This window comes from Grimontia sp. THUN1695, assembly GCF_059704325.2.
In genome coordinates this window covers 439,855-460,394 of the sequence record NZ_AP046577.1, presented here as the reverse complement: position 1 = coordinate 460,394, position 20,540 = coordinate 439,855, and the positions used below count along the sequence as shown (strand labels likewise).

Sequence of the window (20,540 nt, the reverse complement as noted above, 5' to 3'; positions counted from 1 at the left end):
GCTATCGGGCACCTAGACCCAATCATATGATTGACAACGATAAAGCCCCCTTTGGGGCTTTTTTGTTTGATTTTTTAAGCTTGCTCTAGTAAAAATTCCTCGCCCTTTATTTTTGGGCTCAAAAATAATGAGCGCCTCATCTGTAAGTCAGGTGTCGCTTTGATCGAAAATGTCACAGAAGTTTGACTTGGATTAAGCTAGGGCACTCAAATCTTGGTTAGTTTATCGTCCATCGATAGCCAAAACTGACCAATCAGTTTAAGCTAACCGAATATTTAATACATAAACCTAAATAAATAATGTATCGGGGTAAAACATGTATCAAAAGCAAGTAGAAATCACTGCTGAAAACGGTCTGCACACTCGTCCTGCGGCTCAGTTTGTTAAAGAAGCCAAGAGCTTTGATGCAAAAATCACTGTAGAATCTGGCGGTAAAGAAGCTAGCGCTACCAGCCTGTTCAAGCTGCAAACTCTAGGGCTGACCAAGGGTACTGTTGTTACTATCAAAGCGGAAGGTGCACAAGCTCAAGAAGCCGTTGATCACCTGGTTAAGCTGATGGACGAGCTGGAATAATCCAGCTCTATTTCTATCCATTAGTATTTCAATTGATCAATGTAGGATAAGGCTATGATTTCAGGTATCCTGGCATCTCCTGGTATTGCTTTTGGTAAAGCGCTGCTACTCCAAGAAGACGACATCGTCATCAACAAAAATCCAGTTCCAGCTGACCAGCTAGACGCAGAAATCGCACGTTTATACGACGCACGCGAAAAATCTAAACAGCAACTTGAAGTGATTAAAAACAAAGCACGCGAAACTTTCGGTGAAGAGAAAGAAGCGATCTTTGAAGGTCACATCATGTTGCTTGAAGATGAAGAGCTAGAAGAAGAAATCATAGCTTTCATTAAGGACAACAATGCTGCTGCTGAATACGCAATCTATAGCGTCATCGAAGAGCAAGCCACTACCCTAGAGTCTTTGGACGACGAATACCTGAAAGAGCGTGCAACTGACATCCGTGACATCGGCTCACGCTTTATCAAAAACGCACTGGGTATCAACATCGTTTCACTGAGCGCCATCAATGAAGAAGTGATCCTGGTTGCTAACGACCTGACACCGTCTGAAACCGCACAAATCAATCTGGACTATGTGCTGGGCTTTATTACTGATATCGGTGGTCGTACATCACACACGTCAATCATGGCCCGTTCTCTGGAATTGCCGGCGATCGTGGGCACCAACGACATCACTAAACGTGTGAAAAATGGTGACATGCTGGTGCTTGATGCCATCAATAACCAGATTGTGATCAACCCAAGTGAAGAAGAACTAAACAAATTCAAAGCGATCCGTGACACTTTCTTGGCTGAGAAAGAAGAGCTGGCAAAACTGAAAGATTTGCCAGCTATCACCTTGGATGGTCACCAAGTCGAAGTCTGCGGTAACATCGGCACAGTGAAAGACTGTGACGGTGTAAACCGTAACGGAGGGGAGGGCGTTGGCCTTTACCGTACTGAGTTCCTGTTCATGGACCGCGATGCGCTGCCTACTGAAGAAGAACAATACAGGGCGTATAAAGAAGTGGCAGAAGCTATGCATGGCCACCCTGTGATCATCCGTACGATGGACATTGGTGGTGACAAAGACTTGCCATACATGGACTTGCCAAAAGAAATGAACCCTTTCCTGGGCTGGCGTGCGGTTCGCATCAGCCTGGATCGTCGTGAAATTCTTCGTGACCAGCTGCGTGCCATCTTGCGTGCGTCGGCACACGGTAAACTCCGCGTGATGTTCCCAATGATCATCTCTGTCGAAGAAATCCGTGAGCTGAAAAAAGCGATTGAAGAATACAAAGCAGAACTGCGTGCTGAAGGTCTGGCATTCGACGAAAACATCGAAATCGGTGTCATGGTTGAAACACCTGCTGCTGCTGCAATCGCTCACCACCTTGCAAAAGAAGTTGACTTCTTTAGCATTGGTACAAACGACTTAACCCAGTATACTCTTGCGGTTGACCGTGGTAATGAGCTGATCTCTCACCTTTACAACCCACTGTCGCCAGCGGTACTGACCGTTATCAAGCAAGTTATTGACGCTTCTCATAAAGAAGGGAAATGGACAGGCATGTGCGGTGAACTCGCCGGCGATGAGCGCGCAACTCTGCTGCTGATGGGTATGGGTCTTGATGAGTTCAGCATGAGTGGTATCTCTATCCCACGCATCAAGAAGATCATCCGTAATGCTAACTTTGCTGATGTTAAAGCAATGGCGGAAGAAGCACTGGCAATGCCTACAGCAGAAGAAATCGCTGCTCACGTAGAAAAATTCATTGCCGAGAACACTGTCTGCTAAGATAGAGCAGCAAAGTATTGATAACGCTTAGGAGCAAACACTATGGGTCTGTTTGACAAACTGAAGAAGCTGGTTTCCGATGACAGCAACGATGCTGGCGCAATTGAAATTATCGCACCACTGTCTGGTGAAATCGTAAACATCGAAGACGTGCCAGACGTTGTTTTCGCGGAGAAAATCGTGGGTGATGGTATCGCGATCAAACCAGCTGGCGACAAAATGGTTGCACCAGTAAACGGTACCATTGGTAAGATTTTCGAAACTAACCACGCATTCTCTATCGAATCTGAAGACGGCATCGAGCTGTTTGTTCACTTTGGTATTGATACCGTTGAGTTGAAAGGTGAAGGCTTCAAACGTATTGCTGAGGAAGGTCAGACTGTGAAAGTTGGCGACCCAATCATCGAGTTTGATCTGGCGATGCTGGAAGAGAAAGCGAAGTCTACTCTGACTCCTGTTGTTATCTCTAACATGGACGAAATCAAAGAGCTAAACAAGCTTTCTGGTACAGTTTCTGTTGGTGAAACACCAGTACTGCGTATCAAGAAGTAACGCTTGTTGTGCAAGAAAAAGCGCAGCCCTCCCGGCTGCGCTTTTTTGTATCCAACAGTTGGGGGAACATCAACAGCCCAATCAGTTATCAGTATGAACCGGCCAACTGATATACATGAAGGCCAGCGTTCAACGCATCAATATCTGCACTGCCGATATAACTCACCGTCACTGGAGAACAAGGCATCAGGGTGAAGCTGCTGTCACTGAAACGCCCTTCTCCTTCATACTCAAGGTGGACAAAGAAAGCAGGCAGATCGCTTGTTAGTGTCACCAACAAACTGCCATCACACTCTGCCACATCCACGGTAATATCAGCCTTTGGTAACGGTAAGCGCTTGTAGATATCATCAAACCAGGTATTGGCAAAACGGGTGCCTTCCACGTCAATCTCGACATAGAAAAAGCCCTGATATTGGCGCTCGTTGATCACGTTGCGGTCACACTGCCACACCATCTGGTTGTCGTCTTCGCCCAAACACGCCTCTACCGGCCAGGTATCAATCACCTCACCCAGCCAGTCATACCAAGTCACCTGACCATTCACTTCACAACGGCGATGCTCATCGTTTATGAGGTGTAAATGCAGTGCATTGTCTTCTTCCACAAACACGGCAGCCTGTGGGGCAAAGAAACGCTTGGCATGGTAGTGAAGCTGTTTCCAGCGGCCGGTGTATTCGATGCTTGACCAGGAACTGACCGGCCAACAATCGTTAAGTTGCCAATAGAGAATGCCCCGGCATACCGGCTTATTGGCACGCCAGTACTCACTGGCGGTTTTGATTGCCAGCGCCTGTTGCACTTGGCTGAGATACAGCATTTGCGCAAAGTTTTTCGGAAAACGGAAGTAGCGGGTGAACATTTCGGTGATGATACTGTTGCCACGGCCGTTTTTCTGGTGTTGCTCAAATGTTGGCGATGTAACATTCCAATCTTCTTGCGGAGCAAAGATTTTCACTGTTGGCAGTGATGGCCAGGACTGATAACCAAACTCGCTGCAAAAACGTGGCTTGATGTTATGGTAGGCATCGAAGGATTTGCCGGAATGCCACACATCCCAGAAGTGCATGTCGCCTTTATTGTCATCATGCCAGGCATCACCGAAGTCTAGCTCGCCATTGCATGGCGAACTTGCCCAAAATCGGCGCGATGGATCTTCCCGCTCCACCACATCCTGCAACACGCGGTTGAGGCGATCGTAGTTAACAACGTATTTTTCACGGTTGGATTTTGATTCTGGATACCAGCCAATCGCACCAATCACTTCGTTGTCGCCGCACCACAGAGCCAGTGAAGGATGATCACTCAGGCGACGTACCTGATACACCACTTCCTGCTCAACATCTTTGATAAAATCAGGTGTGGAAGGATACAGGGCACAGGCAAACATCAGATCCTGCCAGACCATCAGCCCAAGCTCGTCGCAAAGCTCATAGAAACAATCACGCTCGTACATGCCGCCGCCCCAGATACGGATCATATTCATGTTGGTAGCTTTGGCATCTTCCAGCAAGCGGCGGTAACGCGTCGGCGTCTGTTTGCCCGGCATCGCATCCAGTGGGATCCAGTTGGCCCCTTTCGCCATGATGGCTTTCCCGTTTACCACAAAGGTCATCGCCGAGCCGGACTCATCCTGTGTGGTATCAAGGTGTAGTTCTCTTAAGCCTATATGTTTGGAGATCTGCTGACCATCCACCGACACAATAAGTGTGTAGAGCGGCTGGTTACCATAGCCTGCCGGCCACCATAACTCTGGATCAGCTATGGAAAACGTACATGCTGTCGTACCACGGGTAACATTCAAAAACTGTGTCCATCGCTCTCCGGAAGGCGAGATAAGCTCACAGGCTGTACTAACAGCATTAGAGGTCAGGGAGGAACAGTCGACAGACACTGCCAAATCGCACTGGCCATTGCTGTGCCATTGTTGGGAAGTCCTGATGTGATTCAACCGCACCTGATTCACAGGCTGAAGCCGAACTGAATCATAGATACCGCTAGCCAAAAGGCATATTCCCCAATCCCATCCTGCATGGCACTGGGTTTTACGCAGCGTATTCATATGGGGGATCTGATTATTGCCTTCAGCCCACGGCACAGGAAAAGGAAGACGTCCAGCACGCGCCTTGGCTTCAAGATCGGCGCGCTTTAGCGTCACCGTCAGGGTATTGATACCTTCATGGAGGTGATGACGAATATCTGTGCGGTACTCACGAAACATATTACTGCACAGCAGGACCACTTCTCCATTGATGGCAACAGAGGCCACTATATCAACCATGCTCAGGATAAGATCAACCCCGGACACTGCCAATAATCCGGTCTCCAGATTAAATGATGTTTCCAATTGCCAGTCGTGCTCACTGACCCATTGGACCAGACTTTCATTGCAGCCATAATAAGGATCGGGAATTCTCCCTGCCGCCAACAAAGCACTGTGAATATCTCCGGGGATTTGGATAGGAACAGAAATCTCCCCGTCCGTTAGGGATGTCAGGCGCCATTCACCATTAAGCAATATTTGGGTCACGCTATTTCTCCGCACGCAGTAAAAGAGAGCGCACGAAACGTTATGTTCTGGAGATGACAATCAGGGAGATTTCCCATCCAACGACTCTCTAAAAGGAAGAATAAGGCAGAGAACACCATAGAAGCGGTTATCCGTCGAGAGAAAACAGCAAGCCATGACGGGCAATTATTGATTCCAAACGCTGGCTCAAAGAATCGAAAAACGCGGTTTAAGCAAGGTCACAAATTGACAAAGAAAAAGCACCGGCCTGCAGTGCTTTCATTGTTATCAATACTTATCAAGACATTGAAATATCATATTTTTTCTAGCACATCCATTGGTGGAGCATAGAAGTAAGCGCCCGTTACCGGCGTGGTGAATCTAAGCAGCATATCGGTTTTGCCATCACGCTCACCAAACATGCTCTCCAACAGGGTTTTATGTACGTGTTGTGTGCGGCAATACGCCAGGAACAGCAAACCGTGCTCACCGGAAACAGAACCATAAGGCAGGCTGTGACGGACCATTTTCAAGCCTTTACCGTTTTCTTTGATATCAACACGGCCGACATGCGATTGGGCTGGCACATCGTCAAGCTCGACAGAATCCGCTTTGGTCCGACCAATCACTTTTTCCTGCTGCTCGACAGACATCGGTTCCCAGGCAGCCAGTTTGTGCACATACCGTTGCATCATGACCACGCTGCCACCGGCACATTCACCCTCTGCGATAATGGCCACATCACGACGCGCCTCTTCGCCTTCTGGATTTTCAGTGCCATCAATAAAGCCTGTCATATCCCGGGAGTCGAGGTAACGGTAACCATAGGTTTCATCTACTACATCCACCTGTGAAGCAATTGGCGACAGGAATTTACGAAGCAGAAAGAAGTTAAGATCATGGCGGGTGGAATGCGCATGCAAGAAGATATCGCAATCAGTGGCTGGTGCATAAGTATCACCCTCACCAAGCGGTCGAAATTCAGTAAAGTTTTCCGGTGTGGCAATCTTATTTGCCGCACAGAATGCAGGTGAGAAAGAAACGGCCGCTTTCAGATCTGCGCCAGGCTGCTGCGCATTGATCTCATCAACAAGAGTGTGAAGTGTACGACACTGTGCCAGGACATCAGTAATAGCGCCCGTCACTTTTAATACTGTATAGAGTGCAAAAGGCCCTGTTTCAGCGACAATTGCCGGTTGGGAAACCGCCATGTGTTACCTCCAAAAAACTATTTGTTCTCATTTTAGTGATAAGAAATAGCATATCACTGGTGAGAGTCAGAGGCTTTGTTTTAGATCGGGAAAGTAGGCTTTGTGTTCTTATACCGACATAATTTCAATCTTCAGAGAGGCAAACTCATCTAATTGCTCGTTACTTTGCTTGATGGAAGCGGGCGTATTTAACCCAGCGCTCACCACGGGGGACATGATGGTACGCCATCCACCATCATCACACTGCTCCTGAACCAAAAGGGAAATTTTTACTTCATCAGCCGTCACTTCCAGTAATTCAGCTTTCCCTACAATCGCCCTTGTCTCTTCACCATTGTCAAACAACACTGTTTCTTCACCCGGCACTAAAGAGACTGACGTCTGCGCACGGTGCTGTTTTCCTGCTCTATCCATCTCAAAGTTCACATCAACTTGCCAATCAGCGATGGCCAGCGGGCTTAGCATTGCACTGAACAGGACAAGCCCTTTTTTCCACTCATTCATTTTTTTCTACTCTTGATATCGGGGCTTTAAACAAAAACTGCATGCGGCGACTCCTTAGCAAATAAAAAAACAGCCAAGCCGCTATCAGTAACATCAGCGCGCCATGCCAGTGAAAGGCCCAATGTTCTACCATCAGGTGCTTTACCTGAAGTATCAGATCACCGGACAACGCCGCTAAAAGTATGATCTTCCCAGCCCGCCAAATCCGCCCGAAAAAAGGCGGATAACGGTGAAGGTTCCCTGCCACCAGCATGAGTGCAACCGCCGGAAAACCCAGTGCCAATCCGACATAGAGTACGTCATGGCTGGGATAAAACAGTGCGAGCAAATCCTTGCCTTGCTCACGACTGACTCCGGCAACCACAAACACCAGCCAGGATCTTGCCAGAAAAAAGCAAGTCAGCCAGAACATCAGGTTCGGCTTGGCATTGCCGTGTTTGTCATAGTCGTCTGGAGAGGGGTACAAAAGCGTGTTCATCAACTTATTGTCTTTAGGGTTATTGTCTGTGGCACCTGATGGTGACCAGATGCATTTAAAAAACAGTGTTCATAACCCTCCATGGCACTTTGTCAGTAATTGATAGGACAGCAAAGCCCTGGCTTATTATTTTGCGGAGTGGCGCAACAATTTTCAGCCAAGGTTTTTATCTTGCTCCCATTTATCTAATGGTGACGGCAGTGCCGCTGACACTCACTATCAGCATCCCACCATTCGGGCCGACGACCTCATAATCCAGATCGATACCCACAACGGCATTGCCGCCGACTTCCCGCGCCCGTTCACGCAACTCCTGAAACGCAATCTCACGGGCTTTTGCCAGCTCTTGTTCATAAGCAGCAGAGCGGCCGCCGACAATGTCGCGGATGCTGGCAAAAATATCTTTAAACAAATTGGCGCCAAGAATAGCTTCTCCTACCACTACGCCATGATACTGTGTGATTTCCCGCCCCTGCACTGTCGGTGTTGTCGTTAAAATCACTTATGCTTCTCCTTTTTAACTGGGTTATCGCTTTGACACGATTCTCAGATTTTGGTTTCGTGACAAACCGTTATCATCGGTATAATCCTTCACTACGTACTGCAACAAAAGATAAATTTACGATGAGTAATGCGTCGCCATCGCCGGAAACACAACAAGAAGCCATGAAAATTGCCAAGGCCACCCAAAAACCGGGGCAAACCAAAGAGCAGACCAAACTTATTGCCCAAGGCATTGAGAAAGGCATTGCGTTATACAAAAAACAACAAAAAGCCAAAGCGCGGGAACGTGATAAAGAACGGAAAAAACAGCGCAAACAGAAGCAATCTATTGTTGAGCCCGGCTATGATGTGAAAGACACCGAACACGCTTCGCCGACGTCACGCCACCTCCTACCATGGGCACTGCTGGTGCTCAGTTGGGCGGGATTTGCCATATTCGTATTGAGCAACCAATAACAGGGACATCGCCATGAAAAAAACGCTCTCTACCGCTATTGCCGGTGCCACACTCTTATTGATAGTTGGATGCGCACAAGGAGATGAAAGCGTGACTGATAAATCCCGAACCCCTTGCGGCGACAAGCCTAATTGTGTGTCAACACTGGATACCCGAGATGCATTTCGTGTCGAGCCCTTTGAACTGAAACAAGGAATGTCACTGGCACCGGTACTGGAGGTCGCCCTCAGCATGCCGGGCATCCGTCTGGGAACCCAGGAACCAGGTTACGCGCGTGTAGAGAGTGTCAGTAAGATCATGCGCTTTGTTGACGATTTGGAACTGCGCATTGATGGCAACCAGCTTATTGTGCGTTCTGAATCCCGCGTCGGGTATTCAGATTTTGGTGTAAACCGCAAACGTGTTGAAACCCTGCGAACGGCATTGAAAGAAAAAGGGCTTATCAAGTAAATGGATATCCCGGCACTCAAGTCCCATTGTGACTCATTGGTCGGTATCCGGCACGATGTCAAATGGGGCGGCGTTGATGTTTACAGCGTGCACCAGACCAAAATGGTATGTATCTTTTACGATGGTGGGAAAATGGCCTGCAAGGTGCCGGAAGATTTATTCATTATGATGGCAGGGATCCCAGGTTGTCGGCCTGCGCCACACCTGGCAAGGGCGGGATGGATAGAATTTGGCGAACACTGTCCCTTGCCAACCGACGAGTTACAAAACATCATCTCCCGTTCGTGGCATTTGGTAGTCAACAAGCTACCCAAGTATGTTCAAAACGCACTGAGGTCCGGAACACTCGACGCATCGTAAACGAGAAAACGCAGGCTTTCGTTACTGCGCTTTTGTTTCACACCGTCAGCGTGCCCATGATCTCCTGCTTGCGCTCCTCAACCCATTCGCGCTTGAATGGCCCCCAATCAGTCAGGCGATAATAACCATCATTATGGCGGCGTCCATCCTGAATAAAAGAGAGTTCAATACCTAACCCGGCCAGCGATTTGATCACATCTTGTATTGTACGGCGCGGCCAACCTGTGGCTTCAATTAAACGCGGAACGTTAGGACGTTCCATCTCTTCAACCAAAAAAGCGAGATACAGTCTTCTTGCAAAAACCGGATTCAGTTCCATTGAGACCTCCTAAATATGACTGTTTCCCATTATTCAATGAATTGCAAAGGAGATATTGCGCTTGATCAAACTGAATGCGCATTCATCTGGGCACGTGAATCCATTCTCCTTTATTCAAGCCAGAAAGAATTGTCACCCAATCAATATTCTCAAAGGTGAAACGCTCCCCAAGCCGCACAATCCGGCGTTCAAGAGCCTTACCATTGTCGGGTTTGACATTCACATAGCGAAGTTGACCACGGGAAACTACCGCGCTTTCAGGTACGGCCAGCACTGGCATCGGTGTCAGGGGAATGGCCACGCGGCCAAACATCCCGGGATAAAGACCGGACTTGTCCTCGAAACCAAACTTCACTGTAAAGCTTCTTGATGCGGCATCGGCTGCAGGCTCTATTTCCAGCGCTTGCGCTTTCCGGATCCATCCGTTGGCGTCCAGCACCACATCAAATACCTCAGATGCCTGAACAAAAGAAAGTACGGATTCACTGATTGCCGCTTCTAACCGCAGCGTGTTCGGGTTGTAAATAGACACCAGACTGGCCCCCACCGTAGCAATATCCCCCTGATCCACGTCCCGACTGCGAATGACGCCATCAAACGGTGCCGTAATAACGCTGTATTCCCGTGTCACTTCCGCCTCAGACAAGGACGCCCGTCGACCAGCCAGATCAGCATTTGCAGTCTCAAGTCGCATTTTGGCCGCATCACGTTCTGCAACGGGGAGCAATCCCCTTTCCACCAATTTTCTGACCCTCTCATCATTAAGCCGGGCATCATTGACGGTTGCCTGCGCTGACGCCAATGCCTGTTGCTGCTGGATCACCCTGGCACTCAAATCTTCATTCTCGAGCCGGATCAGGATATCACCGGCTTTTACCGAGTCACCGGCATCGACCAACACATCCGCGACCCGGGCATTAATGCGGGCGGAAAGGGCCGCAGACTGGTGCGCCTGCACCGTACCGCTGAACACCCGCTGTTGTGGCATAGACACCAGCGACACCTCGACATACCCCTCTTCGGGTAGTGGCACCACTTCGGCTTTCTGTTGTGGCAAGTCAGGCGCAAATACACCGGCCATGTAAGCAAATACTCCGGCCATAACAACGAGCGACAGGGTCAATGCGATAGCTTTTCGGATCATGGCGATACTCCTTGTTCGTCAGCCTCTGGCGCATGCTGCTTTCCGGAAGAATGAGAGGGATGGATCATGAAATACACCACCGGCACCACCAGCAGCGTAAAGATGGTTGAGGCGAGAATGCCAAAAATGATTGCCCAGGCCAGCCCACTGAAAATGGGATCTAAGGTGATCACAATGTTCCCCAGCATCGTGGTTCCTGCGGTCAGCAAAATAGGGCGCATCCTGACGGCTCCTGCCTGATAGAGCGCCTCTTTCAGTTCGGCACCTTCCGCCAGCGCCTGATGGATAAATTCAATCAGTACCAGGGCGTTACGCACCACAATGCCAGCGAGGGCAATCATGCCTATCATGGCGGTCGCAGTGAAAAGCACAGGATTGGGAATACCGTTAATGTCAGAGGTAAACACATTGAGCAGCCAGAAACCGGGCATAATGCCAATCATAGTCAGTGGAATCGCCAGCATGATCACCCCTGAAACGCCGGGTAGTCCGGTCTGAATCACCAACACGGCATACACACCCAGCAGGGCGACGGCAAAGGCGATACCGAGATCGCGAAAAACATCCAGAGTTATCTTCCACTCCCCTTCCCCACTCCATACCACGTTCAGGTCGGCAGGTAACCGCCAGCCAAGTCCTGCACCGTTTGAGAAGTAATGGCGCGATGACAAATCACGCCATTCGCCGGGGTCCTCGCCAAAGTCCACCATCATGTCGGCAATCGCCTCAGCGGGTACACGACCGGTTGTCTGCCCGTAGACATACACCACCGGCTTGAGGTTTTTGTGGAAAATGGTGTGTTCGACCGGTGCGTTAACAAACTGTCCCAGCTCACTGAGCTGTACAAGAGGACGCGGGGCCGCTTCAATACCGTGTTCAGTCAGTACCTGAGCAATGCCTTCCCTTCCACGCACATACAGCGAAAGTATCTGGTTCAGGCTGTCACGCTGACCGGCAGGTAATCGCATCGATATGGGCAGAGGTGACACTTCATCTGCCAATTGCATTTCACCGATTACAATGCCTTGAGTGGCAGCCAGAATGGTGTGGTTAATATCCGACACCGCAATGCCGGACAACGCGGCTTTTTCTCGGTCGACCTCAAACCGCCAGACCTCATGGGGATCCGTAGAGGATGTGGCCACCTCGGTCACAAAAGCCTCCTGGCGCATCCGCGCTGCCACCACATCTCCTGCGGCTTCAAGCGAGGCATACGGGGTAAAGGCATCACCATAAATTTCAGCTACCAAGGTGGCTATCACCGGAGGGCCGGGCGGAACTTCAACCAGCTGGATATCAGCCTGATGCTGTTTTGCAATGGCCTCCAAACCGTCACGCCAGCGGGTGATCATTTCATTCGATTGCTCGCGGCGCAGGGTCTTATCCAGCAACACAACGCGAAGCTCACTCTGGTGCGGTTCTGCTCGAAGGAAGTAATGACGCACCATGCCGTTAAAATCCATCGGGGAAGCCAACCCAACAAAGTGGGAAACCGACACCACCTCTGGCTGTTCCAGCAAATAGCCAGCCAGCGCGTGGCTCACGCCCGCAGAAGATTCAAGTGCCTGCCCTTGCGGTAAATCAATCACCACCTGAAACTCGTTTTTATTGTCATGGGGCAGCAATTTCAGAGGCACCATACGCAAGGCCGGCAAGGAGACAGCCAGACCAAACAGTACTGCGATCGCTACCAAAAACGAGACCCGCCGGCCCCGGGTTGCCAGTATGGCTGACAGTACGTTTTTGTAACCGCGATACATCAGGGTGGATTCCAAGTGGTAGTGTCCTTTGTCTGATGCCGTTTTCAGTAGCTTGAGCGCCAGCCATGGCGTAATAAAAAACGCCACAACGGTTGAGAACATCACCGCAACTGGCACGTTGAATGCCATAGGCGCCATATAGGGTCCCATCATGCCGGTGATAAAAAACATCGGCAGGAAAACAATCACAATGGCGACTGTCGACATCAACAGGGCGCTGCGGATCTCAGCCATCGCCAGCGATATTGCCTTCGTGCGTGACAGACCTTTACGGCGAAGGTAGCGATCAATGTTGTCAATCGAGGCAATAGGGTCATCGACAATCAAACCAAGCGCCAGGATCAGCGCAAACAGGGTCACCCGATTGATGGTGTAGCCGAAAAGGAGGTCGAGAAGCAGTGTCGCGCCATAACTGACCGGAATGGCAAGCGCCACCACCAGCGCAGCGCGCCAGTTAAGGAACAGCCCGACAAACACCACTACCGTCAACACAGCCAGACCCAGGCTCGACACAAGGTTGGTGACTTTGTCATCTGCGGTCTGGCCATAATTACGAATCACATCGATGTAAACACCCTGAGGCAGCCATTCAGCCTCAATGTCTTCAAACGCCGCCAGTACATCTTCAGCTACCCACACCGCGTTGGCACCTTTGCGTTTAGCAACAGAAACAAACACGGCTGGCCAGCTTGCACCGGGTTCTGCGTCAGGATGCGCCAATCCGGGAGAGTACAGGGTGTAACTGGAAGGGATCTCCGGGCCATCGGTAATGTCAGCGACATCCCTGAGGTAAACCGGTTTGCCATTCACCACATTGACAACCAGTGTTTCCAGCTCATTCGCCGACTGGAAGAACCGACCTGACTCCACGGTATACACCCGGCCGGATTCGTTAACCTGCCCCGCTTTTTGGTGAACATTGGTCACTGACAGCGCCCAGCGGACATCATCAACGGTGGTTTGGTAAGCGGCTAATGCGGTTGCATCAAATGCCACCTGAATATTGCGAGGAAGTCCCCCTGTCACCGTCACCTGATGAGTTTGGTCTATAGCTTTTAGCGACTGCGTCATCTCTTCCGCAAGGCGGCGCAAGGCGTAACTGTCAGTGGTGTCGGGGTTGGTCGAATAGAGCACGCCAACCACAATTGGCACATGATCAATTTCAATCGGCTTGACCACCCAGCTTTCTACGGAGCCGGGCAACATATCCTGGTTGGCATACAGCTTGGTGTAAAGCTTGGTCAGGCTGTCTTCGCGGTTCTCACCGACATGGAAGCGGACAATCACCACCGCTTTCCCTTTCATCGATTGCGAGTAGACATACTCCACCCCATCGATTTGCGATAATAACTGCTCAGCAGGTTCAGTGATCTGGTTTTCAATCTGTCGGGGGGACAGCCCCGGCGCAGAAATAATCACGTCTGCCATCGGGACAACAATCTGAGGATCTTCTTCCCGCGGTGTCATCATCAGTGCTACCGCTCCAGCAATCAGCGCCAGCAACATCAACACCGGTGCAAAACCGGTTTGCATAAACCAGCCCACAATGCCAGAAGGTGTATTGTTGTCCTTGTCTGCAATCATCCTTTACTCCCCTGTGCTGTCATCACGCTTTCTGCTGTCCTGCACCGTTTTTCAGGTGCTGGAAACATCACCACACCAGGCGCCCTGAATAGCGTTCACCAGCCCTTCGACACGGCTGTCACCAATGCGGTAATACACCGACTGGGATTCTTTGCGGGTAGCAACCAAACCAGCCTGTCTCAGCACAGTCAAGTGCTGGGAAAACGCTGACTGGCTCAAGGTGCTGTTTTGCAGCATCTGGGAAACATTCTTCTCCCCGTCACGCAATTGGCACAACACCATTAACCGTTCCGGGTGAGCTAGAATTCTCAGCACCTTAGCTGCTTCTGTTGCCTGTTCCTGAAGATTTTGCGCCATGTTCAATTCCCCCTGACCTGCACACCTTTACATTAGAGTTAACTAAACAAATAAATATTAGTCAAATCTAATACAGAATGTTTTGAATTATGCTTTCAGGATTCAGGCGACCTGCACCAAACCATTGTTGCTGACAACACCGCTGTGCCTTGCTTTCAGCACAGTGCAATGTCAATCTAGCAGCCTCAATGAAACGCGACTGAGGAAACAGTGAATGACCACAAAGGTTTACGGGATAAAGAACTGCGACACGATCAAAAAAGCGCTGAAATGGCTGGATGCAGAAGGCAAACCGTATACATTCCATGATTACCGTAAAGACGGTATCGACCAGGAAATGCTCAAGCAATTTGTGGAGAAACTGGGCTGGGAAGCGCTGGTGAACAAGCGTGGCACCACGTTCCGCGGACTTTCTGAAGAACAAAAAAACAACCTGGACGAATCAAACGCGATAGCATTGATGCTGGTGCATCCAGCCATGATCAAACGTCCACTGTTGGTGCACAACGACACCTATCACCTTGGTTTTAACGCCGAGGAATACAACGCCATTTTTAACCAATAACCCCGGGCCGATTGACCCGAAATAAGAAAGGATACGCGACACAATGACAGACAGTGCAGTATTGTCTCTGGCCAAGGAGCTGATAGGCCGTCCATCCGTCACCCCAGAAGATGCTGGGTGTCAGGAACTGATGATTAAGCGCCTCGAAGCGCTGGGGTTTAAGATTGAGCGCATGGTGTTTGAAGACACCACCAACCTCTGGGCTCGCCGGGGAACGGAAGCGCCGCTATTTGCCTTTGCCGGCCACACAGATGTTGTGCCTGCTGGGCCCGCAGACCAATGGCACACACCGCCGTTTGAGCCTACCGTGATTGATGGCTATCTGCATGGCCGCGGGGCTGCTGACATGAAAGGTTCACTGGCAGCAATGGTGGTGGCGACAGAGCGTTTTATCGCGGAACACCCTGATCACAAAGGTTCGCTGGCGTTTCTGATCACTTCTGACGAAGAAGGGCCTTTTATCAATGGTACTACCCGTGTTGTTGATACCCTGATGGCGCGAAACGAAATCATTGATATGTGTATCGTCGGTGAGCCAAGCAGCACCCATGCCGTGGGAGATGTGGTCAAAAACGGCCGCCGGGGCTCTATCACCGGAGACCTTACTGTGAAAGGGGTTCAGGGACATGTTGCGTACCCACACCTGGCCAATAACCCGGTTCATCAGGCACTGCCTGCACTGGCAGAGCTCACGGCGATGCAGTGGGATCAAGGAAATGAGTACTTCCCTCCCACCAGTTTCCAGATCCCGAATGTGGCAGCCGGCACCGGAGCCAGTAATGTTATTCCGGGGGAATTCCACGTTCAGTTCAACCTGCGTTACAGCACCGAGCTGACGGATGAAGATATCCAGCGTCTCACCCATTCGGTACTGGATGCACATGGTCTGGACTACGATATTAAGTGGACGTTTAACGGCAAACCGTTTTTAACCGATGCCGGATCTTTGCTGGATGCGGTGGTGGAAGCGGTGGATGAAGTTAACCACGAAAAGCCCCAACTGTTGACCACTGGCGGCACATCAGATGGCCGCTTTATCGCACAGATGGGCGGACAGGTGATAGAGCTTGGCCCGGTCAATGCCACCATTCACAAAGTGAACGAGTGCGTCAACGTGGCCGATCTCGAAAAGCTGACTGACATGTATCAGAAGGTACTGGAGAAAATACTGGCAAAATGAGTTGGACCCTTTCCTCCCTGACCGGACAAACCCAGAACCATCTGCTTTCACTGGCAGATGGCCTGTTGGTGCACCGCAATGTAAAAGCCGATTTCCTCAAACTGCAAACCGCAGCAGAAAACGCTGGTTTTGCATTAACCATAGCCAGCAGTTTCCGGGATTTTGCCCGCCAGCAGATGATTTGGGACAACAAGTTTCACGGTCTGCGGCCCATCCTTGACAGCGAGGGCCAGCCACTTGACACCACTCCACTCAGTGAGGAACAAAAGGTGCGTGCGATTTTGCGCTGGTCTGCCCTGCCCGGCGCCAGCCGTCACCATTGGGGCACGGATATCGATATCTATGCCTCAAACCTCTTGCCTGAGGGCGTAAATATCCAGCTGGAACCCAGGGAATATCTCTCTGGACACCAACGGCCTTTTTTTGAGTGGCTGACAGCCAACATGAAACATTTCGGCTTCTACCTTCCCTACCGGGAAGATCGGGGAGGCGTGGCTTTCGAGCCCTGGCACATCAGCCATGTTGCCACCACACAGGGCGCACTTGGCATTCTAACACCGGATGCACTGCGCACCGTGATCGCATCTTCAGACATCGCCGGGCGGGAAACTGTCCTTCACGCGCTGGATTGGATATATTCACAATACGTCTCCAACGTGTGCGAGGTCTGATCATGGACATCCTAACCAACCCGTATGTGATCATCTTTATTGTGGTCGCTGTCGTGGTCAGCAATATCATGGCGCTCAAATATACGGCCAACGCCAAATTCGGGATGAAACAGAAGCCCAAACCCAAAGATGAAGATCAGAATGGCGAGCAGAAAAAAGAGCGAAAACCTTATGACGATAAAGACAATGATGACAAATCTTCCTTCTGGTAATTCCTTCAAGGGTGACTGACTGCCGCCCTTCATCTATCCAGACTCCCAAAAAGAAAAAATTAAGCAAACGTTTGCGTTTTCGATAACAGGCCCGTTCGAGTTCTGGTATTATGCATGCGTTTGGAGGGTGAGAGTCAGGAGTCGCCGCTCTCACCGCATTGCAGTCATGCCCGTGACGACCTCCGTCCGGCAGCTTTTAGATAGGAATGCCTCAATGAGCCTTGCGGATCAAGTTCTCGCCATTAACGACGATCTTCCCATTCGTACCCATCAGCCCGTTCACAGCGGTAAAGTACGCTCTGTATATTGGCTGACCGAAGAAGACAGCAAACGTCTGATCCAGGAAAAGAAGTATGACGTAGCCCCAGACGCGCCGCTGGCTATCATGGTGATCAGTGACCGCATCTCTGCATTTGACTGCATCTGGCACGCGGAGGGAGGATTAAAAGGTGTACCGGGTAAAGGTGCTGCACTCAACGCTATCTCCAACCATTGGTTCAAGCTGTTTAAAGAGCATGGACTGGCCGACAGCCACATTCTTGATATTCCTCACCCTTTTGTTTGGATCGTGCAAAAAGCCAAGCCTGTCAAAATTGAGGCGATTTGCCGAAAATACCTCACTGGCTCGATGTGGCGCGCTTATGCCAAAGGTGAGCGTGAATTCTGTGGTATCGAACTGCCGGAAGGACTGGAAAAAGACAAAGCGTTACCAGAAATCCTGATCACCCCCTCCACCAAAGGCATCCTGAAAGGTATTCCGGGCGTGCCGGAAGCGGACGACGTGAACATTACCCGCAAGAACATTGAAGATAACTTTGCTGCGTTCAATTTCTCATCTGCCGATGATATCAGCCGCTATGAAACCCTGTTGAAAGAGGGGTTTGACGTGATCAGCCAGGCGCTGGAGGCCGTCGGACAGATCTTCGTTGATACCAAGTTTGAGTTTGGTTATGTCACCGATGCACAAGGCCGGGAAAAACTGATCTACATGGATGAGGTCGGCACACCAGATTCATCACGCATCTGGGATGCCAGTGAATACAACGCAGGTAATATCGTTGAAAACTCGAAAGAAGGGTTCCGCCAGTTCCTGCTGAACTACTTCCCTGACCCGGATATTCTGCTGAATAAAGACCGAATGCCTGAACGCGAAGCGCTGGCACGTGATAACGCCCTGCCCGTGGACGCCTTGATGGATATTTCCCGCACTTACATTGATATTGCAGAAACAATCACCGGTAAACCGGTACACCTCAGTGCCAATCCAAAGCAGGAAATTATCACTATCCTGAGAGAAGAATACGGCCTCATCGATTGATTGTTGCTGAAAGGAAAGACAAGAAGAGGACGCCTGAACGTCCTCTTTTTACATCCTACTGAACTTACTCATTGTTCAGACGTTCAATTGCTGCAGTAAATGCTGGTACCATCCCCGCCAGAACGTCTTCCTCCACAGGTTTGCCTGTGTTATCAGTCACGTTGATAGAGGTACGGTTCCCCAAATCCCCGAGCAGGATGTTGTATTTTTTCTGGTCAAGCTGCAACGGCAATACGCCTGTTTCTTCCCAGAACTCATCATCGGGCGATGTGAAATTCACACTCAATGTGCCTTGGGAACGGTTGCGTTCTTCAACAGTGAAACCCAGTTCATTAAGCATCTCAGGGAAACGCTCCCAGAATACGTCATAAGATGCACGAGCGATGATGACCGGCGAACCGCCACGGTCTTTGCCCAGACTGATTGGAATGTTTTTCACTAATTCAAGCGCACGTAAACGCGCTTCTTCGCGGAGGTCTTCGTCATAACGTGAGGTGATCATATTGATCATCTGCACATTGTAACGGTCGCGGGAAGCTTGAGTTAGATTGTCCGACGAACCGTTACGTTTCCATTCCACCATCTCAATATGAAACCCTGAGCGCCCACGCACCTGCACCGGTTTCACCACGTAGCGGCTCTCAATCACTTCTTCATCTTCATCAATAGCCCAGCGCAGCCAATCTGTCTCGATACCTTCAGGCGAAGAAGTGCGTACCGGAATGTGCGATTGGGCAACCATATCATCGATGGTTTGCCACAAACGCGCAGTCTGCTCTTCACGCGGCACCCAAACCGTTATGCCTTCAGCACTGCGCTCGTAACGCGCCCCCGGGATCAGCTCAAGAATTTGCTGCGGTGGACGGATATCAATATCCCGGCCCACTGGCCCCTGAAAATCTTTGGCTGGGATATGGTAGGCGTTGGAAAAGTCCGGTTGTTGATCTGGCAGGCTTTTCCAATCGGACAGTGGCGCTGCTTCAAGATATTTAAAATTACTCGACGCCTGGCGGCGCGAGTCAGCGCCCGAACAGGCCACCAGCATGGTAACCATCACAGCACTCAAGCCGAGCTTAAAAACAGGTTTCATTTAATCTCCAAAGAAGCGTTACAGCACGCCTGCATCCAACAGGGCCTGTCTTACTTTCGGCTGCAGCTTCGCATCCAAAGTGATCAGCGGCAGACGTAAAGTTCCATCCGCAATCAAGCCCATTTCATGCAGTGCCCATTTTACAGGGATGGGATTGACTTCGACAAAAAGATCTTTGTGCAGCGGCATCAACTTCTCATTGATCGAACGGGCTTCATCCATCTCACCTGCCAGCGCCAACTTGACCATTTTCGCCATCTGCGCCGCAGCAATATTATTGGTAACAGAAATCACACCATGGCCACCCGCTGCAATGAAATCCAGGCCGGTTAAATCGTCACCACTGAGTAAGATAAACTCTTCACCACAAAGTTCACGGTGAAGGCGAACACGATCTAAATCACCCGTTGCATCTTTGATACCGACGATGTTGTCGAGCTCGGCAAGACGCGCGACTGTTTCCGGCAATATATCTGTCACGGTGCGACTCGGCACGTTATACAGAATTTGCGGCAGTTCGCTGGATTCAGAAATCGCTTTAAAATGCTGGTACAGCCCTTCCTGAGACGGCTTGTTATAATAAGGCACCACACTTAAGCATCCTGCAATGCCTGAACCGGCAAACATTTTGCTGAAGGTGATCGCTTCATGCGTCGCATTGCCCCCTGTCCCGGCAATCACCGGTATACGGCCATCAGCGAATTCGAGAGTCTTCAGAACAATCTTGATGTGCTCTTCAACGGTGACAGTGGCTGACTCGCCTGTCGTCCCGACAGAGACGATAGCGTCAGTGCCAGCATCAACATGAAAATCAACAAGATTTTTCAAACTGGTGTAATCAACTTCACCAGAGCTATCCATCGGTGTGACCAATGCCACGATACTTCCTGAAAACATATCCATCTCCAAAAACGCGTTTTGTTCCATGGTACTTTTGGCGAGGGTCAAAAACAAGCTTG

Annotated in this window: 22 protein-coding genes; 11 read left to right on the top strand and 11 right to left on the bottom strand. The window is 50.2% G+C overall.

Translation table 11 applies throughout. The features are described from left to right. Positions 1-316: 316 nt before the first annotated feature. The 3 genes from AC6IB1_RS05630 to crr are packed head-to-tail and all read left to right on the top strand — an operon-like array spanning position 317 to position 2,908. On the top strand, positions 317-574 hold the full coding sequence (locus tag AC6IB1_RS05630; protein WP_005506715.1) for an HPr family phosphocarrier protein: 258 nt from the start codon (positions 317-319) through the stop codon (positions 572-574). Between the two features lie 54 nt (positions 575-628). Then, positions 629-2,356 carry a phosphoenolpyruvate-protein phosphotransferase PtsI gene (gene ptsI / locus AC6IB1_RS05625; RefSeq protein ID WP_497568165.1) on the top strand — a complete coding sequence of 576 codons (1,728 nt, stop codon included), beginning with the start codon at positions 629-631 and terminating at the stop codon, positions 2,354-2,356. 42 nt (positions 2,357-2,398) lie between these two features. Next, the gene (gene crr, locus AC6IB1_RS05620) at positions 2,399-2,908 is read left to right on the top strand and encodes a PTS glucose transporter subunit IIA (protein WP_005506717.1); all 510 of its coding nucleotides are present in this window, start codon (positions 2,399-2,401) and stop codon (positions 2,906-2,908) included. 88 nt (positions 2,909-2,996) lie between these two features. On the opposite strand, the gene AC6IB1_RS05615 is transcribed toward crr, so the two are convergent. The 5 genes from AC6IB1_RS05615 to AC6IB1_RS05595 form a co-directional block, all read right to left on the bottom strand. Then, complete coding sequence (locus AC6IB1_RS05615) at positions 2,997-5,438, bottom strand: beta-mannosidase (protein WP_497568164.1); 2,442 nt, start codon at positions 5,436-5,438, stop codon at positions 2,997-2,999. 293 nt (positions 5,439-5,731) lie between these two features. Then, positions 5,732-6,628: a Dyp-type peroxidase gene (locus AC6IB1_RS05610; protein ID WP_497568163.1), complete on the bottom strand. Its 897-nt coding sequence runs from the start codon at positions 6,626-6,628 to the stop codon at positions 5,732-5,734. Positions 6,629-6,736: 108 nt separating this feature from the next. Further along, entirely contained in the window at positions 6,737-7,132 is a 396-nt protein-coding gene (locus AC6IB1_RS05605; protein WP_497568162.1) for a hypothetical protein, read from the bottom strand. After that, a complete protein-coding gene (locus AC6IB1_RS05600) occupies positions 7,125-7,610 on the bottom strand; it encodes a DUF2919 domain-containing protein (protein ID WP_497568161.1) in 486 nt (161 codons plus the stop codon). The genes AC6IB1_RS05605 and AC6IB1_RS05600 overlap by 8 nt, the downstream gene beginning before the upstream one ends. 181 nt (positions 7,611-7,791) lie before the next feature. Continuing rightward, a complete protein-coding gene (locus AC6IB1_RS05595; protein WP_497568160.1) occupies positions 7,792-8,112 on the bottom strand; it encodes a heavy metal-binding domain-containing protein in 321 nt (106 codons plus the stop codon). A gap of 122 nt (positions 8,113-8,234) precedes the next feature. On the opposite strand from AC6IB1_RS05595, the gene AC6IB1_RS05590 reads away from it, so the two are divergent. From AC6IB1_RS05590 to AC6IB1_RS05580, 3 genes are read left to right on the top strand one after another with little or no spacing between them, the layout of a single operon-like run. Continuing rightward, positions 8,235-8,570, top strand: a complete 336-nt coding sequence (locus AC6IB1_RS05590; protein WP_497568159.1) for a DUF2956 domain-containing protein — start codon at positions 8,235-8,237, stop codon at positions 8,568-8,570. Between the two features lie 13 nt (positions 8,571-8,583). Then, on the top strand, positions 8,584-9,021 hold the full coding sequence (locus tag AC6IB1_RS05585; protein WP_497568158.1) for a DUF1499 domain-containing protein: 438 nt from the start codon (positions 8,584-8,586) through the stop codon (positions 9,019-9,021). Continuing rightward, positions 9,022-9,381, top strand: coding sequence for an MmcQ/YjbR family DNA-binding protein (locus AC6IB1_RS05580; protein WP_497568157.1), 360 nt, complete (start codon positions 9,022-9,024; stop codon positions 9,379-9,381). A gap of 37 nt (positions 9,382-9,418) precedes the next feature. Here the strand turns inward: AC6IB1_RS05580 and AC6IB1_RS05575 are convergent, their stop codons facing one another. The 4 genes from AC6IB1_RS05575 to AC6IB1_RS05560 all read right to left on the bottom strand — a co-directional run bounded on the left by AC6IB1_RS05575 (position 9,419) and on the right by AC6IB1_RS05560 (position 14,545). After that, complete coding sequence (locus AC6IB1_RS05575; protein WP_005506730.1) at positions 9,419-9,700, bottom strand: winged helix-turn-helix domain-containing protein; 282 nt, start codon at positions 9,698-9,700, stop codon at positions 9,419-9,421. 82 nt (positions 9,701-9,782) lie between these two features. After that, the gene (locus AC6IB1_RS05570) at positions 9,783-10,844 is read right to left on the bottom strand and encodes an efflux RND transporter periplasmic adaptor subunit (protein ID WP_497568156.1); all 1,062 of its coding nucleotides are present in this window, start codon (positions 10,842-10,844) and stop codon (positions 9,783-9,785) included. After that, on the bottom strand, positions 10,841-14,188 hold the full coding sequence (locus tag AC6IB1_RS05565) for an efflux RND transporter permease subunit (protein ID WP_497568155.1): 3,348 nt from the start codon (positions 14,186-14,188) through the stop codon (positions 10,841-10,843). The genes AC6IB1_RS05570 and AC6IB1_RS05565 overlap by 4 nt, the downstream gene beginning before the upstream one ends. A 51-nt stretch (positions 14,189-14,239) precedes the next feature. Further along, positions 14,240-14,545 (bottom strand): ArsR/SmtB family transcription factor, encoded by a 306-nt coding sequence (locus AC6IB1_RS05560; protein ID WP_497568154.1) that lies wholly within the window; start codon positions 14,543-14,545, stop codon positions 14,240-14,242. Positions 14,546-14,759: 214 nt separating this feature from the next. Between AC6IB1_RS05560 and AC6IB1_RS05555 the strand changes: the two genes are divergently transcribed. The 5 genes from AC6IB1_RS05555 to AC6IB1_RS05535 all read left to right on the top strand — a co-directional run bounded on the left by AC6IB1_RS05555 (position 14,760) and on the right by AC6IB1_RS05535 (position 18,491). Further along, the gene (locus AC6IB1_RS05555; protein WP_497568153.1) at positions 14,760-15,110 is read left to right on the top strand and encodes an ArsC family reductase; all 351 of its coding nucleotides are present in this window, start codon (positions 14,760-14,762) and stop codon (positions 15,108-15,110) included. A gap of 43 nt (positions 15,111-15,153) precedes the next feature. Continuing rightward, on the top strand, positions 15,154-16,290 hold the full coding sequence (gene dapE / locus AC6IB1_RS05550; protein WP_497568152.1) for a succinyl-diaminopimelate desuccinylase: 1,137 nt from the start codon (positions 15,154-15,156) through the stop codon (positions 16,288-16,290). After that, positions 16,287-16,961 (top strand): M15 family metallopeptidase, encoded by a 675-nt coding sequence (locus AC6IB1_RS05545; protein WP_497568151.1) that lies wholly within the window; start codon positions 16,287-16,289, stop codon positions 16,959-16,961. Before dapE ends, AC6IB1_RS05545 begins: the two co-directional genes overlap by 4 nt. A gap of 2 nt (positions 16,962-16,963) precedes the next feature. Then, the gene (locus tag AC6IB1_RS05540; protein ID WP_497568150.1) at positions 16,964-17,173 is read left to right on the top strand and encodes a DUF2897 family protein; all 210 of its coding nucleotides are present in this window, start codon (positions 16,964-16,966) and stop codon (positions 17,171-17,173) included. Positions 17,174-17,387: 214 nt separating this feature from the next. After that, complete coding sequence (locus AC6IB1_RS05535) at positions 17,388-18,491, top strand: phosphoribosylaminoimidazolesuccinocarboxamide synthase (RefSeq protein ID WP_497568149.1); 1,104 nt, start codon at positions 17,388-17,390, stop codon at positions 18,489-18,491. Between the two features lie 64 nt (positions 18,492-18,555). On the opposite strand, the gene bamC is transcribed toward AC6IB1_RS05535, so the two are convergent. After that, positions 18,556-19,581 (bottom strand): NlpB/DapX family lipoprotein, encoded by a 1,026-nt coding sequence (bamC, locus tag AC6IB1_RS05530; RefSeq protein WP_497568148.1) that lies wholly within the window; start codon positions 19,579-19,581, stop codon positions 18,556-18,558. Positions 19,582-19,599: 18 nt separating this feature from the next. Continuing rightward, complete coding sequence (gene dapA / locus AC6IB1_RS05525) at positions 19,600-20,478, bottom strand: 4-hydroxy-tetrahydrodipicolinate synthase (protein WP_497568147.1); 879 nt, start codon at positions 20,476-20,478, stop codon at positions 19,600-19,602. Positions 20,479-20,540: the final 62 nt, after the last annotated feature.

Bases quoted from the DNA above. Each gene is read 5' to 3' on its own strand.
- AC6IB1_RS05630 (WP_005506715.1), top strand. From the start codon at position 317: ATGTATCAAAAGCAAGTAGAAATCACTGCTGAAAACGGTCTGCACACT.
- ptsI (WP_497568165.1), top strand. From the start codon at position 629: ATGATTTCAGGTATCCTGGCATCTCCTGGTATTGCTTTTGGTAAAGCG.
- crr (WP_005506717.1), top strand. From the start codon at position 2,399: ATGGGTCTGTTTGACAAACTGAAGAAGCTGGTTTCCGATGACAGCAAC.
- AC6IB1_RS05610 (WP_497568163.1), bottom strand. From the start codon at position 6,628: ATGGCGGTTTCCCAACCGGCAATTGTCGCTGAAACAGGGCCTTTTGCA.
- AC6IB1_RS05605 (WP_497568162.1), bottom strand. From the start codon at position 7,132: ATGAATGAGTGGAAAAAAGGGCTTGTCCTGTTCAGTGCAATGCTAAGC.
- AC6IB1_RS05600 (WP_497568161.1), bottom strand. From the start codon at position 7,610: ATGAACACGCTTTTGTACCCCTCTCCAGACGACTATGACAAACACGGC.
- AC6IB1_RS05590 (WP_497568159.1), top strand. From the start codon at position 8,235: ATGAGTAATGCGTCGCCATCGCCGGAAACACAACAAGAAGCCATGAAA.
- AC6IB1_RS05585 (WP_497568158.1), top strand. From the start codon at position 8,584: ATGAAAAAAACGCTCTCTACCGCTATTGCCGGTGCCACACTCTTATTG.
- AC6IB1_RS05580 (WP_497568157.1), top strand. From the start codon at position 9,022: ATGGATATCCCGGCACTCAAGTCCCATTGTGACTCATTGGTCGGTATC.
- AC6IB1_RS05575 (WP_005506730.1), bottom strand. From the start codon at position 9,700: ATGGAACTGAATCCGGTTTTTGCAAGAAGACTGTATCTCGCTTTTTTG.
- AC6IB1_RS05570 (WP_497568156.1), bottom strand. From the start codon at position 10,844: ATGATCCGAAAAGCTATCGCATTGACCCTGTCGCTCGTTGTTATGGCC.
- AC6IB1_RS05565 (WP_497568155.1), bottom strand. From the start codon at position 14,188: ATGATTGCAGACAAGGACAACAATACACCTTCTGGCATTGTGGGCTGG.
- AC6IB1_RS05560 (WP_497568154.1), bottom strand. From the start codon at position 14,545: ATGGCGCAAAATCTTCAGGAACAGGCAACAGAAGCAGCTAAGGTGCTG.
- AC6IB1_RS05555 (WP_497568153.1), top strand. From the start codon at position 14,760: ATGACCACAAAGGTTTACGGGATAAAGAACTGCGACACGATCAAAAAA.
- dapE (WP_497568152.1), top strand. From the start codon at position 15,154: ATGACAGACAGTGCAGTATTGTCTCTGGCCAAGGAGCTGATAGGCCGT.
- AC6IB1_RS05545 (WP_497568151.1), top strand. From the start codon at position 16,287: ATGAGTTGGACCCTTTCCTCCCTGACCGGACAAACCCAGAACCATCTG.
- AC6IB1_RS05540 (WP_497568150.1), top strand. From the start codon at position 16,964: ATGGACATCCTAACCAACCCGTATGTGATCATCTTTATTGTGGTCGCT.
- AC6IB1_RS05535 (WP_497568149.1), top strand. From the start codon at position 17,388: ATGAGCCTTGCGGATCAAGTTCTCGCCATTAACGACGATCTTCCCATT.
- bamC (WP_497568148.1), bottom strand. From the start codon at position 19,581: ATGAAACCTGTTTTTAAGCTCGGCTTGAGTGCTGTGATGGTTACCATG.
- dapA (WP_497568147.1), bottom strand. From the start codon at position 20,478: ATGTTTTCAGGAAGTATCGTGGCATTGGTCACACCGATGGATAGCTCT.